The organism is Psychromonas sp., from assembly GCF_041586535.1.
Lineage (GTDB): Bacteria > Pseudomonadota > Gammaproteobacteria > Enterobacterales > Psychromonadaceae > Psychromonas.
This window is the reverse complement of sequence record NZ_JBFGZY010000036.1, coordinates 13,255-27,555: the sequence shown is the minus strand read 5'-3', so window position 1 is coordinate 27,555 and position 14,301 is coordinate 13,255. Positions and strand designations below refer to the sequence as shown.

At 42.6% G+C, this 14,301-nt stretch carries 14 protein-coding genes; 5 read left to right on the top strand and 9 right to left on the bottom strand.

Going from position 1 to position 14,301, the window contains the following annotated elements; translation table 11 throughout:
* The first annotated feature begins 183 nt into the window (after positions 1-183).
* A complete protein-coding gene (locus ABZA00_RS05950) occupies positions 184-1,203 on the top strand; it encodes a 2Fe-2S iron-sulfur cluster-binding protein (protein WP_372881230.1) in 1,020 nt (339 codons plus the stop codon).
* A 127-nt stretch (positions 1,204-1,330) separates the two neighbouring features.
* Here ABZA00_RS05950 and purD read toward each other — a convergent pair whose 3' ends face one another.
* The 5 genes from purD to nudC form a co-directional block, all read right to left on the bottom strand.
* Entirely contained in the window at positions 1,331-2,620 is a 1,290-nt protein-coding gene (gene purD, locus ABZA00_RS05945; protein ID WP_372881229.1) for a phosphoribosylamine--glycine ligase, read from the bottom strand.
* Between the two features lie 142 nt (positions 2,621-2,762).
* Positions 2,763-4,355, bottom strand: coding sequence for a bifunctional phosphoribosylaminoimidazolecarboxamide formyltransferase/IMP cyclohydrolase (purH, locus tag ABZA00_RS05940; RefSeq protein ID WP_372881228.1), 1,593 nt, complete (start codon positions 4,353-4,355; stop codon positions 2,763-2,765).
* Positions 4,356-4,663: 308 nt separating this feature from the next.
* Entirely contained in the window at positions 4,664-5,173 is a 510-nt protein-coding gene (locus tag ABZA00_RS05935) for a GNAT family N-acetyltransferase (RefSeq protein ID WP_372881227.1), read from the bottom strand.
* 141 nt (positions 5,174-5,314) lie between these two features.
* Positions 5,315-6,379, bottom strand: coding sequence for a uroporphyrinogen decarboxylase (gene hemE, locus ABZA00_RS05930; RefSeq protein ID WP_372881226.1), 1,065 nt, complete (start codon positions 6,377-6,379; stop codon positions 5,315-5,317).
* 91 nt (positions 6,380-6,470) lie between these two features.
* Positions 6,471-7,280, bottom strand: coding sequence for an NAD(+) diphosphatase (gene nudC / locus ABZA00_RS05925; RefSeq protein WP_372881225.1), 810 nt, complete (start codon positions 7,278-7,280; stop codon positions 6,471-6,473).
* Between the two features lie 159 nt (positions 7,281-7,439).
* On the opposite strand from nudC, the gene rsd reads away from it, so the two are divergent.
* The gene (rsd, locus tag ABZA00_RS05920) at positions 7,440-7,913 is read left to right on the top strand and encodes a sigma D regulator (RefSeq protein WP_372881224.1); all 474 of its coding nucleotides are present in this window, start codon (positions 7,440-7,442) and stop codon (positions 7,911-7,913) included.
* Between the two features lie 84 nt (positions 7,914-7,997).
* Here rsd and ABZA00_RS05915 read toward each other — a convergent pair whose 3' ends face one another.
* Positions 7,998-9,263, bottom strand: a complete 1,266-nt coding sequence (locus ABZA00_RS05915) for a peptidoglycan DD-metalloendopeptidase family protein (RefSeq protein ID WP_372881223.1) — start codon at positions 9,261-9,263, stop codon at positions 7,998-8,000.
* A 323-nt stretch (positions 9,264-9,586) separates the two neighbouring features.
* On the opposite strand from ABZA00_RS05915, the gene metK reads away from it, so the two are divergent.
* Both metK and ABZA00_RS05905 read left to right on the top strand, forming a co-directional pair.
* Positions 9,587-10,735 (top strand): methionine adenosyltransferase, encoded by a 1,149-nt coding sequence (gene metK, locus ABZA00_RS05910; protein ID WP_372881222.1) that lies wholly within the window; start codon positions 9,587-9,589, stop codon positions 10,733-10,735.
* A 19-nt stretch (positions 10,736-10,754) separates the two neighbouring features.
* Entirely contained in the window at positions 10,755-11,237 is a 483-nt protein-coding gene (locus tag ABZA00_RS05905) for a SprT family zinc-dependent metalloprotease (protein ID WP_372881221.1), read from the top strand.
* A gap of 40 nt (positions 11,238-11,277) precedes the next feature.
* Here the strand turns inward: ABZA00_RS05905 and ABZA00_RS05900 are convergent, their stop codons facing one another.
* The 3 genes from ABZA00_RS05900 to ABZA00_RS05890 form a co-directional block, all read right to left on the bottom strand.
* On the bottom strand, positions 11,278-12,021 hold the full coding sequence (locus ABZA00_RS05900; RefSeq protein ID WP_372881220.1) for an RNA methyltransferase: 744 nt from the start codon (positions 12,019-12,021) through the stop codon (positions 11,278-11,280).
* 180 nt (positions 12,022-12,201) lie between these two features.
* Positions 12,202-12,711, bottom strand: a complete 510-nt coding sequence (gene rimI, locus ABZA00_RS05895) for a ribosomal protein S18-alanine N-acetyltransferase (RefSeq protein WP_372881219.1) — start codon at positions 12,709-12,711, stop codon at positions 12,202-12,204.
* A 16-nt stretch (positions 12,712-12,727) separates the two neighbouring features.
* Entirely contained in the window at positions 12,728-13,123 is a 396-nt protein-coding gene (locus ABZA00_RS05890; RefSeq protein WP_372881218.1) for a DNA polymerase III subunit psi, read from the bottom strand.
* Between the two features lie 315 nt (positions 13,124-13,438).
* Between ABZA00_RS05890 and ABZA00_RS05885 the strand changes: the two genes are divergently transcribed.
* Positions 13,439-14,281, top strand: coding sequence for a mechanosensitive ion channel family protein (locus ABZA00_RS05885; RefSeq protein ID WP_372881217.1), 843 nt, complete (start codon positions 13,439-13,441; stop codon positions 14,279-14,281).
* Positions 14,282-14,301 lie beyond the last annotated feature (20 nt).

The window sequence follows — 14,301 nt, the reverse complement described above, 5'->3', positions numbered from 1 at the left end:
GCTAACAGCTAACAGCTAACAGCTAAGAGCTAACAGCTAACAGCTAACAGCTAACAGCTAACAGCTAACAGCTAACAGCTAACAGCTAACAGCTAACAGCTAACAGCTAACAGCTAACAGCTAACAGCTAACAGCTAACAGCTGACGGCTTAATCAGATTACCCGATAAAGAAAGAGATAGTTATGCAAACCCAATCAAACATGCTTGAGCCTTTACTCTGTACTAAACGTATTGATGAAACCGCAGACAGCGCCACTTTTGAGTTTAAAAAATTGGATGATGGCCTGTTTGAATACAAGGCGGGACAATTTTTAACCTTTGAAGTTGATGTTGCCGGTGAGCTTGAATACCGGGCCTACTCCCTATCATCGACCCCCTCTCAACCACATTCTGTTGCCGTGACCATTAAACGCGTACCCGGAGGTAAGGTGTCGAATTACCTGCTGGATCACCTCCAGGCCGGTATCGCTTTACCGGCAATGTCCCCTGCTGGTGAGTTTACCCTGCAGGATAATCCGGCAACGGCTGAGCTGTTATTGATGAGTGCAGGCAGCGGTATCACGCCGTGTATGTCGATGGCACGCTGGTTATTGGATACAAAGCAGCAGGTTAACATTCACTTTATCTATAGTGCCCGCAGTGAAGCTGATGTGATCATGGCTGGGGCGCTAAATGCACTCAATGAGCAACATGATAATTTCCGCTTAACCCGCATCCTGGAACAGACAAACAATACAGATGATATTCAGGGTATGCTGGATTCTGCTATTTTTACCCAGTTAATACCTGACCCTCAGGGCAGAACCATCTTTACCTGCGGACCAGCGCCCTACATGGAAGCGGTTGAATCTTTAGCAGAGTCTAAGGGTTTTGATATGGCGCTTTTCCATAAAGAGAGCTTTGTACCTGCTGTTAGTGAGCAAACAACGAGTGAATCTTCCGTCAGCTATCAGGTTGTAGCACCTCAATACGGGAAAAACTTTGTGGTTGCAGATAATCAAAGCCTGCTTGAAGCGTTAGAAGCTGCGGGCGTTCCGGTTATCGGTGCCTGCCGCTCAGGTATGTGCGGCTCCTGTAAATGTAAGGTAACAGGAGAGGTTGAATCAACCAGCCAGGCAACATTAACCGCCGAGCAGATTGCTCAGGGCTATGTATTAAGCTGCAGTTCTAAAGCCTATTCGGATCTGGTTGTAGAGCTTTAATCTTTGCGCTATTAAAGCCAGGAATATCGACAAAACACCCCGATAATGACGAAATAAGAATAGAAAAAAGCCGATGCTGTTAAGCATCGGCTTTCGAGTTGTTAGCTGTCAGCTATTAGCTTTGTGTTTATTTTTCTTGCTCACGCGCGATCGCACGATAAGCAATATCGTTGCGATAAAACATACCGTCCCAACTAATCTGCTTAGCAAGTGCGTATGCTTTCTGTTGTGCTTCAGTTACTGTATTACCAAGAGCGGTTGCACAAAGCACACGGCCGCCCGCTGTGACAACCTTACCGTCCACTTCTGTGGTGCCCGCATGGAATACTTTTAGACCTTCAGTTTCAGTAGTCGGCAGACCAGAAATCTCCAACCCTTTTTGATAATCCGCCGGGTAACCACCCGCCGCCAGTACCACACCAATGGCAGCACGTTCGTCAAATTCAGCTGTCATATCGGCCAATTCGCCATTTACACCAGCTAAACAAAGGGTCACGATATCAGACTTCATACGCAGCATAATCGGCTGGGTTTCCGGATCACCAAAACGGCAGTTATATTCGATCACTTTTGGCGTACCATCAGCCATGATCATCAGACCTGCATATAAGAAACCTGTATATTTGTTTCCTTCAGTAGCCATACCTTCAACAGTCGGCTTGATAACAAGATCCATAATACGTTGATGCATTTCTGGTGTAACCACTGGTGCCGGAGAATATGCCCCCATACCGCCTGTATTTGGCCCGGTATCACCATCGCCTACACGTTTATGATCCTGACTGGTTGCCATCGGCACAATGTTTTCACCATCAACCATAACAATAAAAGAGGCTTCTTCACCGTCAAGGAATTCTTCGATAACCACACGATGCCCAGCTTCTCCGAATGCATTGCCTGCAAGCATATCCTGGATTGCATCTTCGGCTTCTTTAAGTGTCATCGCAACGATAACCCCTTTGCCGGCCGCAAGACCATCCGCTTTAATAACAATAGGTGCGCCCTTTTCACGCACGTAAGCTAATGCAGGCTCAATCTCAGTAAAGTTTTGATACCAGGCGGTCGGAATATTATGGCGCGCTAAAAAGTCTTTGGTAAAGGCCTTAGAGCCTTCTAATTGTGCAGCACCTTTCGTTGGGCCAAAACAGGCAAGGCCCGCTTCCTGAAAGGCATCAACAACACCGATAACCAATGGCGCTTCAGGGCCAACAATAGTTAACTCAACATGATTTTCTTTAGCAAATGCTACTAATGCATCAATATCTTCAACACCGATATCGACATTAGTAACTTTATCTTCAAGCGCGCTACCGGCATTACCCGGTGCCACAAAGATATTTTTAACTTGTTTATTTTGTGCCGCTTTCCATGCCAGCGCATGTTCACGGCCACCACTACCAATAATTAAAACGTTCATAAAAAACCTTAATAAATCAAATAAATTAATCATATTTTTGCTAAGTGATTTAATTCGCAATCAAGGCGAAAGCGCGCAGCTTGCTCCTGCAAGTGAGCACTTTCAACGCGGAGTGCGGATGAAAGCACAAAGCACAATAGGATTAATGGCGGAAGTGACGCATTCCGGTGAATACCATGGCCATGCCATGCTCATCAGCAGCCGCAATAACTTCATCATCACGCATAGAGCCACCCGGCTGGATCACGCAGCTGATGCCGGCTTCCGCCGCTGCATCAATACCGTCACGGAATGGGAAAAATGCATCAGAAGCCATCACCGAACCTTCAACAACCAGATTCTCATCGGCTGCTTTAATACCGGCAATTTTAGCGCTGTAGACACGACTCATCTGCCCTGCGCCGACACCGACAGTGGTGCTGTTTTTAACATAAACAATGGCATTGGATTTAACGAATTTAGCCACTTTCCAGCTGAATAACAGATCTTTTAATTCTGCCTCTGTCGGTTGACGTTTAGTCACCACTTTCAGATCGTCCAAAGTCACCATGCCCTGATCTCGATCCTGTACTAATAAACCGCCGTTAACACGTTTAATATCAAATTCGGTGGTTTTCTTATCCCACTCACCGCATTCTAATAAACGTAAATTTTTCTTAGCAGCGACGATTTGTGCCGCTTCAGAACTTACTTTAGGCGCAATGATCACTTCTACAAACTGGCGTGAAACAATGGCTTCTGCCGTATCTGCATCCAATTCACGGTTAAACGCAATAATACCGCCAAATGCAGATGTCGGATCGGTTTTGTAAGCCCCTTCATAAGCATCCAGAATAGTATCAGCCACTGCAACACCACAAGGGTTAGCGTGTTTAACAATCACACAAGCCGGCTCTGAAAACTCTTTAACGCACTCAAGCGCCGCATCGGTATCGGCAATGTTGTTGTAGGAAAGCGCTTTACCCTGCAGTTGGGTAGCCGTTGATACAGAAGCTTCCTGGATATTATTTTCAACATAAAATGCAGCAGCCTGATGACTGTTTTCACCGTAACGCATATCTTGTTTTTTCTGGAACTGCATGTTGAATGTACGAGGGAATTTAGATTCAGTATCACCTTCTGTGTTTTCGCCATAGCTTGGCACCATAGTACCGAAATAATTCGCGATCATACCGTCATATTGCGCAGTATGCTCATAAGCTGCAATAGCAAGGTCAAAACGTGTTTTATAAACTAAGCTGCCGTTATTTTCCTGCATCTCTTTAAGGATACGGGAGTAATCACCGGCGTTTACAACGATAGCAACATCTTTATGATTTTTAGCAGCCGCACGTACCATGGTCGGACCACCGATATCGATATTTTCAATTGCATCTTCTAAAGAACAATCGGGACGGGCAACGGTTTCAGCAAAGGGGTAAAGGTTTACTACTACCATATCAATAGGCGCAATATCATTTGCAGACATAATTGCTTCATCAACACCGCGGCGAGCGAGAATTCCACCATGAATTTTAGGGTGCAAGGTTTTAACACGTCCATCCATCATTTCAGGAAAACCAGTATAGTCTGATACTTCAGTTACTTTGATGCCATTTTCAGCAAGTAATTTACAAGTACCACCAGTAGAAAGGATTTCAACGCCCTTTTCAGATAACTCTTTTGCAAACTCCACAATTCCAGCTTTATCTGAAACACTCAGTAACGCACGTTTAATCGGTCGGCTATTTTCCATCGTCTTACACATTCCTCGGTTAATTAATCAATAAGCAAAAACCAATAATTGGTTTTTTCAACTTAAAAAGAACTAAGGCCGGCATTCTACCCGAAAACGATGGCAATTTGAGCTGTTTTATTAAATAAAAGAATAAAAAGATCCCTATTCTAAGGCTTTTTAAAGGTAAATTTCTCATTATCCCTATTAATGAAAAGTGCAGTCAGGACCAGTATAAAAACAGAAAAGTAAATTACCCATACACTAAGCTGTTGTTATAATTACAAAATAAGTATAAATGAAAGGAGGGTTAGTGGCTTTACGATTACTTACTGAGGTGAGTAGCGGTACAAAAAACTATCTATGCCACGGCAAACAACTTTGCCTATTAATTTAAAATTCAATGATTCCATCAGAGCGACTGACTGCTGATTTTTTCGGGCAATCACCGCATCTAACCCGGCAAGCTGATGGGTAACAACAAGATAGCTGATAAATTGGGCAAATAATGACTTGACAGGAGTGTTTTCAAAGTATTCCGGCAGCGTTCTATAGACAAAATTCAAGGCAACATCATCTCCAACACAGCACTCCTGCAGCCCCACCAAACCGATAACTTTATTTGATTCCTTATCTGCGATTGCGCACAGGTTGTACCTGCTGCGCTGAGCATGACTAAGGATATTGTTAAACATGCTTTCAGCTTGTTTTCTGCTTAATTTACCTGCAGGACAAAATTTCATGGTCTTGGCATTACCCGCAAGCTTTATAAAATCCTCAAGATCCGAGATTGTAAACTGGCGCACCGCAAGGTGCTGATTTTCTGCAAATAACTTCATATCTAAAGGTCTTCCGTTATTTATCCATTAACCTTTATACGCAGGATGTACAAAAAATCAACAAAAATTTAACGGAAAATTTACTTCAAAAACCGCAAAAACCACGTAACAGCGTGGTTTTAAAAAGGTATAGTCAGCCGCTTAGAGGTGATAAGGGGTACTTAATTCGTGTACCGCATCGACAAATACTTTCGCATTCTCAGGCGGCACATCTAAATGAATGCCATGACCAAGATTAAATACATGCCCGTTCCCCTTGCCAAAACCTTTTAATATTGTTGCCACCTCTTCACGGATCCTTTCAGGTGTCGCATATAACATCGACGGATCCATATTGCCCTGCAAGGCTACGCGATCTCCGACTCGCGCTTTTGCACTGGCCATATCAATGGTCCAGTCCAGTCCAATAGCGTCACAGCCAGTATCTGCAATCGCTTCTAACCACTGACCGCCGTTTTTAGTAAACAAAGTAACGGGAATTTTTTTGCCCGCATAAGTACGCTGTAAACCGGCCACAATTTTGCCCATATACTGTAATGAGAAATCTTTGTAATCACGCGGAGATAAAACGCCGCCCCAGGTATCAAAGACCATTACCGATTGCGCACCGGCAGCAATCTGCGCATTTAAATAATCGATCACGGAGTCAGCGAGTTTATCCAGCAGCGCATGTAATAAGCGCGGATCCGTAAAAGCCATTTTTTTAATCTTGGTGAATGCCTTGGAGCTGCCGCCTTCAATCATATAGGTCGCCAGCGTCCAGGGACTACCAGAGAAACCAATCAAGGGCACAGACCCCTTTAGCTCTCGGCGTATCGTGCGAACGGCATTCATCACATACTGCAGTTCGCCTTCGGGATCCGGCATAATTAAATTTTCAACATCTTTGCGACAAGTTATCGGACGACTGAACTTAGGTCCTTCTCCTTCTTCAAAATAAAGACCAAGCCCCATCGCGTCAGGAATAGTAAGAATATCAGAAAATAAAATAGCGGCATCAAGGTCAAAGCGGCGCAGCGGCTGTAAGGTAACTTCACAAGCCAACTCAGCATTACGGCATAAGGACATAAAATCCCCTGCCTGCGCACGAGTCGCTTTATATTCAGGTAAATACCTGCCCGCTTGGCGCATCATCCATACCGGGGTTTTATCCACGTCCTGTTTTAATAAGGCGCGAATATAACGATCATTTTGTAATTCTGTCATACTTCTCTCTATCCCAACTTTTTAAACATAAAATAAGGCAAATATGCTAACACCTTTAAGTGTATTTTTATTACCTAAATAAATTCTTATCTTATTCTCGGCATTGTTCGACCATTTTATTGATCAATTTTCTCGCCAGTGTACCGTGATTTGGCAGAACCGGTAAATTATCCACATGATACCAATCGGCTTCAGCAAGCTCATTTTTATCAATTTTAATTTTGCCCGAATCATATTCCGCCAGAAAGCCCATCATTAAAGAGTGCGGGAAAGGCCATGGCTGACTGGTTACATATTCAATATTTTTGACCTTAATCCTGGATTCTTCATAGACTTCACGTTCGACGCAGGACTCTAATGTTTCCCCGGCTTCAACAAAACCGGCAAGCACCGTATAAACAGGGTTATTATTTTTCATATGACGATGATGCATTGCCAGCAATATCTCCTTTTCTTTGCGGATGCCGACAATAATGCAGGGGGAAATACGCGGATAACACCGGTGCTGGCAATGGTAACATTTCATTGCCGTCTCCCAGTTTATAACATGCATTTCATTACCGCACTTTCCACAATATTGGTGCGTTTCGTAAAACAGGGAAACTTGAAAGGCGCGCCCCGCCACATCAAATAAGCCATCATCAACCCTTCCCAAGAGAAAGCGTAAGGGAGAATATTCCCCCAGACCAACATCCGATTGTTCCTGTAAAAAAACTAAATAACAAGGACTTGCCTGATAGTCTGCAATTTTTACCGCGTTATCCGCGACCCCATCAGGAAATGGTAAATCATCAAGGCAGCCATAAGGAATAAAGTTCCCCTGCGGTTGCAACACTATTTGATCTTTAGCGATAATAAACCACCAGGCATTCTCTTGCGGATTAATTTGCTTTTTTTCCATCATATTTCCTTATTAAATACGCCTCAAACTGCGGGGATAGGGACTACTTCACAGTTATACAGGAAGATTATCCACAAATTCAAATTCATGTTGACGCTAAGTGTAATTTTCATTACTTTTTAATTAACCGTTTTGGTCTACTCGTACGAGGGAATTAGTATGTTAACCAAATTAGAACAAGCAAAAGAAGAATGGGGCGGCAGACTTACAGTTATTGATAACTGGCTGGATCAGCGTCAGAACTTAGTGGTTGCATATTGCGAACTTGCAGGTTTACCTCCTTATCAGAAGATCAAACACAGCTTACCGGAGCAGGAAAAAATCACTCGATTCTGCCAATTACTGCTTGATTACGCATCAACCGGTCACTTTGAAGTCTACGAGCAGATAATTTCACAGTGCAAATTGGATGGGGAAAACAATTTAAAGATTGCCCAGGAGTTATATTCCCGTATTACCACAACGACAGATACCGCTCTAAATTTTAATGATAAGTATGCTGAATGCGCAAGTGATCAGGCCCTGCTTGATTTTGATACCGATCTTTCGCATTTAGGGCAAATCATGGAAGCCCGGTTTGAACGGGAAGATAAGCTTCTGGAAATCGTCCACCTGCACCATACTCTAGCGTAAACAACCCTATTGAGATATGCCCTAATGAGGGATAGCAATAAGGCTGCCAGCTGACAGCCTTATTGGTCTGGTTAAACCCACCCCTCACTTAAGCGCGATATCAATATCTTCGCTACCCATCTCTTTCAGGTAACTATCCCGCCTTTTATCAAAAATACTTTGTTCTTTTTTGGCGACAGCGGTGGAAAGCGGCAGATCAACTTTCATCGGATCAACCGGACGGTTATTGACATGAAATTCATAATGCAGGTGAGGGCCGGTTGAACGACCGGTATTGCCCGTTTTAGCAATTAAATCCCCCATTTCCACCCGTTGTCCTTTGCGCACCAGAATTTTACTTAAATGTAGGAAGCGTGTGGTGTATTTACGCCCATGTTTGATAACAATGTAGTTACCTGCCGCCGCATGGTAGCCAGCCCGCAGCACAACACCGTCACCGACGGCATAAACTTTTGTTCCCGTCGATACCGCAAAATCAGTACCGTTATGAGGAGTGACTCTTTTAGTGATTGGATGGCGACGATTTTTATTAAATGAGGAACTGATACGCCGCTTACCATCGAGTGGATAGCGTCGATAAGCTTTGCTCAGCCCCTGCCTGTCTTTATCGTAATAGCGGCCATCTTCATGCAGGAAAGCGGTATAGCTTTTATTCCGGCTTTTAATCAAAATAGCCAGCACTTCACTTTCAAAACTATATTGGCCGTCAATATATTGTTTTGTCACCAGTACCTGGAAAGTATCCCCGGGATGGAGTTGCCGGCTAAAATCAATTTTATCCTGCAGCGCGGCAGACACTTGTTTAATCTGCCCGGCCGAGAGGCCTGCTTCTTTAGCATTATTGTAAAAACTGCCTGTGATACGGCCCCGATATAAACTTTGCCGCCATTTTCCCTCTTTTGTTGCTAAAAATGCCTCATATTGCCCCTCTTTTAAGGTATAGGTTAAGGTATTGGCAATATCTGGAAATACGGTTAAAGAGAGCAGTTGATTATCCGGGCTAATCAGCAGAGTAAGCCTTTGTCCCGGGGTCAGGTGGCTTAAACGCAGGTATTCACTATCAGCTTCCAATAAAGTTTGTAGTGCGGCAGCTGACAAACTCTCTTTTTGAAAAATGTCGCTTAGGGTATCACCAACTTTAATTTCCAATTCAACTTCGCGATTTCCTGACAAATCAGGAAATACTTTAGCGTATTCCTCTTTTACCGCAGCTAAAGGCTGTGCCGATGCACGCTCATCGGTTGTAATTACACGTTTGGGTAATTCCAGAGAGCGCTGAATTATTTTTTTGGTTTGCGGCTGCACAGGAATAAATGAAATGACCAGCAAAAATAGAAATAATAGAATCAATGCGAAAAAATGTTTTCGGGGAAGATTATTTATAAATGTAATAAACGCCAGAAAAAGCGCCTTTAAACGAAACAAAAATAGCATAATTCAATACAACTCAAATGGGAAAATGAAGCAACAGAATAAAATCTAAAAGTATATCAAGTTTTTCACTTATTTTATAAATAATAATCCCTCTTTTGTAAAAGGGGAAATAGGTTCATAGGCTGTTAATCACTGCAGATTAAATAATTAAGGTGTTTTCCATCGCAAAAAAATGTATTATAGACGTCTAGATGTAAAAACATCCAAAACTATCACTTTGTAACCAGCTAGGAGCTCACATGTCACGTGACTTATTTACTTCAGAATCAGTATCTGAAGGTCATCCAGATAAAATCGCCGATCAAATTTCAGATGCGGTACTTGATGCAATTTTAAAACAAGATAAAAAAGCACGCGTTGCTTGTGAGACCTATGTAAAAACCGGCATGGTAATGGTCGGCGGCGAAATAACTACTGATGCCTGGGTTGATATCGAAGAGATCACTCGTAATACCGTGCGTGAAATAGGTTACACCAGTTCAGAAATGGGCTTTGATGCTGATTCCTGTGCCGTTTTAAATGTTGTCGGTAAACAATCTCCCGATATTAACCAGGGTGTGGACCGAAGCGATCCGCGTGAACAAGGTGCTGGTGACCAGGGATTAATGTTTGGTTATGCAACCAATGAAACCGATGTGTATATGCCGGCTCCAATTACCTATGCACACCGTCTGGTAAAACGTCAGGCTAAGGTACGTAAACATAAAATTTTACCGTGGTTACGTCCTGATGCTAAAAGCCAGGTTACCTTTGCTTATGATCACGGTAAAATTGTCGGTATTGATGCCGTAGTATTGTCCACACAACACTCTGAAGAGATTCAGCAGGATGATCTGATTGAAGCGGTAATGGAAGAGATCATTAAACCTGTCTTACCGGCAGAGCTGTTGACAGCGCGGACTAAGTACTTTATTAACCCGACCGGCCGTTTTGTAATCGGTGGTCCGGTAGGTGATTGCGGTCTTACCGGCCGTAAAATTATTGTTGATACCTATGGCGGTACGGCGCGCCATGGCGGCGGTGCTTTCTCAGGTAAAGATCCATCAAAAGTTGACCGTAGTGCGGCATATGCAGCGCGTTATGTTGCAAAAAATATTGTCGCAGCCGGGCTTGCGGATCGTTGTGAGATCCAAGTTTCTTATGCTATCGGTGTGGCTGAGCCAACATCAATCAGCGTTGAAACCTTCGGCACAGAAAAAGTGAAAAAAGATTTAATTATCAAATTGGTACGTGAGCATTTTGACCTTCGTCCGTACGGACTTATCGAAATGCTGGATCTGATTCAGCCAATTTATCAAAAAACGGCAGCTTATGGGCACTTTGGTCGTGAAGAGTTCCCATGGGAAGCATTAGATAAAGTTGAAGATCTTAAAGCCGCTGCGTTTTAATTTGTAATTAAAGCAGCAGATGCTCAGTTATCAAGATAAAAAAGCACTCGAAGTTAAAGGTGAAGATTGTTTCCTTTTGGCCGAGTGCTTTTTTGATCGCCCTTTTCAGCGCCCCGCTTACCTGTTTAACCAACGGGGAAAAAGTGCGGGCACGGCGCATCTGCAGCGTAATATAATAAAATTCAACCCGATCCTATACGCGCAAAACAGAGAAACCTTTATTGAGCAGGTTGTGGCTCATGAAGTCGCCCATTTGATAGTTTACCAGCAATATGGAAAAGTTCGCCCGCATGGAAAAGAGTGGCAATATGTGATGCAGGCAGTATTCAATTGCCCGGCACTGACTACTCATGCATTGGATATTAAAGATGTCATCGGCAGACAATTTGCCTACCAATGTGATTGTACCCGCCACCTGCTGAGCATAAGACGTCATAATAAAATTTTAAAAGGGGCCAAATATTTATGCAAAAAGTGCACAGGAGAATTAAAGATCATCTAAAATTATCAGCGAGATAGGTACTTCCACTCATAATCAGCCATCAGCGTTTAAAATTATCCAGAATAATTCCCGTCGCCATCGCCACATTAAGTGATTCAGCTTGTCCAAAGTTCGGGATAGTTATTTTATCTGTTATAAACTTTGCAACCTCAAGAGAAATACCATGAGATTCACTGCCCATAACGATATAGCCGCTCTTGCTTAAAGGCGCTTTATGGATGTTTTCCCCTTCCAGGAAAGCCCCGTAAACCGGCGCAGACTGCTTACTTAAATATTCAGATAAATCCGTATGACTCACCTGGATTCGTGCAAATGACCCCATACTGGCAGCAATCACTTTGGGATTATAAAAATCAGCGCAGTCCGGACTGCAGATGATATGTTTGATTCCGTACCAGTCTGCAACGCGAATAATAGTCCCTAAATTGCCGGGATCACCAACCTGATCCAGTACCAGTATCAGCTCATTGCTTTGGATTTGCGGAACTGGCATCGTTTGGCATTCAGCCACCGCAAGCACGCTGTTATTGGATACTAACGTACCCGCTTTTTTCAGCTCTTCTTCCGTTGCCTCAACGGTAATAGCCACAAGCCCTTGCTCTGCCAGCACCCTGCTGTTTTTATTGATATAGTGGCTGGTCGCAAAAAGTTGTTTAATGGAAAAAGATGAGTCAAATAATTCTCCCACATTTTTTTCACCCTGAACTAAAAACAAACCATGCTTTTTACGTTGTTTTTTTTGCTCAAGTGCATGGATAAGTTTTAACTGATTTTTTGAAATCATAATCTATTTCTCGTTCTTCAAAGTGAATGAATATTTAAATAAATGGACAAAAATTGCATAGGAAAAATGAATAAGAACAAGGCGTCCGGTTGGCCAACAACTCACTATTGGGATTGAAAACAACGCTGTTTTTATTGATTTTAACCAGCAAGGTTGAACAGATAGTAGCGCGCGATGGTTTTACAGGTAACAACACATAATAAGCGCATCTTCCCGGCCATTTTCACTGGGATAATAATCTTTACGTCTATCCACCTCAACAAAACCCAATTTATGATAAAGCGTTAGCGCATTAATATTAGAAGCGCGCACCTCCAGCCAGATCTGCTCTTCATTGTTAGTCCGCGAATAATCCTGTAAAAAGGTTAACAACCTCGCCCCCAGCCCCTGCCCCTGCATTTCCGGTGCAATCGCGAGGTTCATTAAGGTCACCTCACCGGCAACCGAGCTGGCAACAAAATAACCCAATACTTGATTTTCAATTAACAGCAGATGATTAAAATAACGCTTGCCAAAGTTACTTAAAAATATCTTTTCTGACCACGGATGGCTATGGCAGCGTATTTCCAGTTGCAAAACGCTTGCTATATCAGCAAGTCCCATTGGTACTATTTGTATCTTTTCTTTTTCAATTAACTGCACAGGCATGCGGCTTTCCATATTGTTTTTTATTGAGGCGGTTTTTATCATAACCTATCTTTAACACTCACTGATTAAGCGCACAAAACTGCCGCCATAATGCTTTTTTGGCCTGAGCATCATCAACCAGGCTTGTTATGGCGGGAGAGGTTATTAACTTATGCCCACGAGGCTGATCAATTTTCCCCAGGGTTGACCAGATAAAATCAGGTAAAGGGCCCTGCTGATTTTCAAACCGGGCCATTGAGCAGCAATATACGTCACTTGGTTTAAAGTGAAAGGCCGTTAATATATTAGCCAGAAGAGGATGGGAAAAATCATTTTCACAAGCAATCAGCAGAAGAGAATAATGGCTTAAATCAACGCCACCGGCATTTGGCGCGTGAAGGAATAACTCAGGTTTACGCACTTGCCAGCGGGTGATCCCCATCTCCTGTAAATAAACCGCTTGTTGATGCTTCATAGAAAATCCAATAATTATTTGACGTCTGGTAAATCAGGCAAATATAGCATTTGCGAAAGCCAGTCTAACTATTATACCCATAACTCCCTGAGGATAGATAATTTCAATTCTGATATTTGAAAAATCAGCCGTTTTTGTTTATACCGTAATCTAATGCAAACAAACCCTTATTGTTATGATAAAATCCGTGTTTCAAATATTATCGCTAAATTTAATGGTAATGATGTGGGTATTGGGCACCGGAGAATGCAGAAGGTGAGCTCTCAATATTATTTTTTCAGTGGTTAAAGATTAAAAAATATTTTTATGAACGTTATGTTATTTGAGTACTTAATTGAGAATAAAATCTTATTTACCGCAGCCTTAATCGGTGCTGTTGTTCTTATTAAGTTATTGATAGTCAAGCTGATCAAGCGAAAATTCAACCAGAACAAACGCTTAAGAGTCAACATGGCTAACAATATTTTCACCATCGCAGTGATCATCATTATTTTTAATGTCTGGTCTGTAGAAATTCAGAAATTTGCTTTTTCTATTGCGGCATTTATTGTTGCTATCGTGCTGGCAACCAGAGAGTTTATCCAATGCTTCATTGGCTTCGTATACATTCTTTCCAGTCGCCCTTTCCGTATTGGCGACTGGATACAAGTCGGCAAATATTACGGCGAAGTGCATTCAACGGACTGGGCTAAATTAACCCTGTTGGAAGTGAATATTGAAGACTATCAATACACGGGCAAAACCTTGTACCTGCCGAACAGCCAATTGATAACAGCCGCCATAAAAAATCTAAACTTTCTTAAAAGATATGCCATGCATCACTTTACCATTGTACGTGAAGGCAATGTCAATCCTTTTGAGTTCATTGATGCGCTGTATGAAAATGCTAACCAATACTGCTCTGACTTTAATGAGGTTGCTGTGCGTTACAACCACCTCATTGAAAACCGTCTGGAAGTCAAAATTGCAGGACCTGAACCGCATATCCAAGTTTCAACATCGGAGCTCGGCCACATTCAAGTACGTTTTACAATATTTTGCCCAACGGATAAAGCACTGGCTATTGAACAAAAATTAACCTCGGATTTTATGACCCTGTGGTCTGAGAAAAACACCGCTAATATGAACAGCGCACCGAAATTATCATTGGCTCAATAGGCAAAAGATAACAGCAAGAT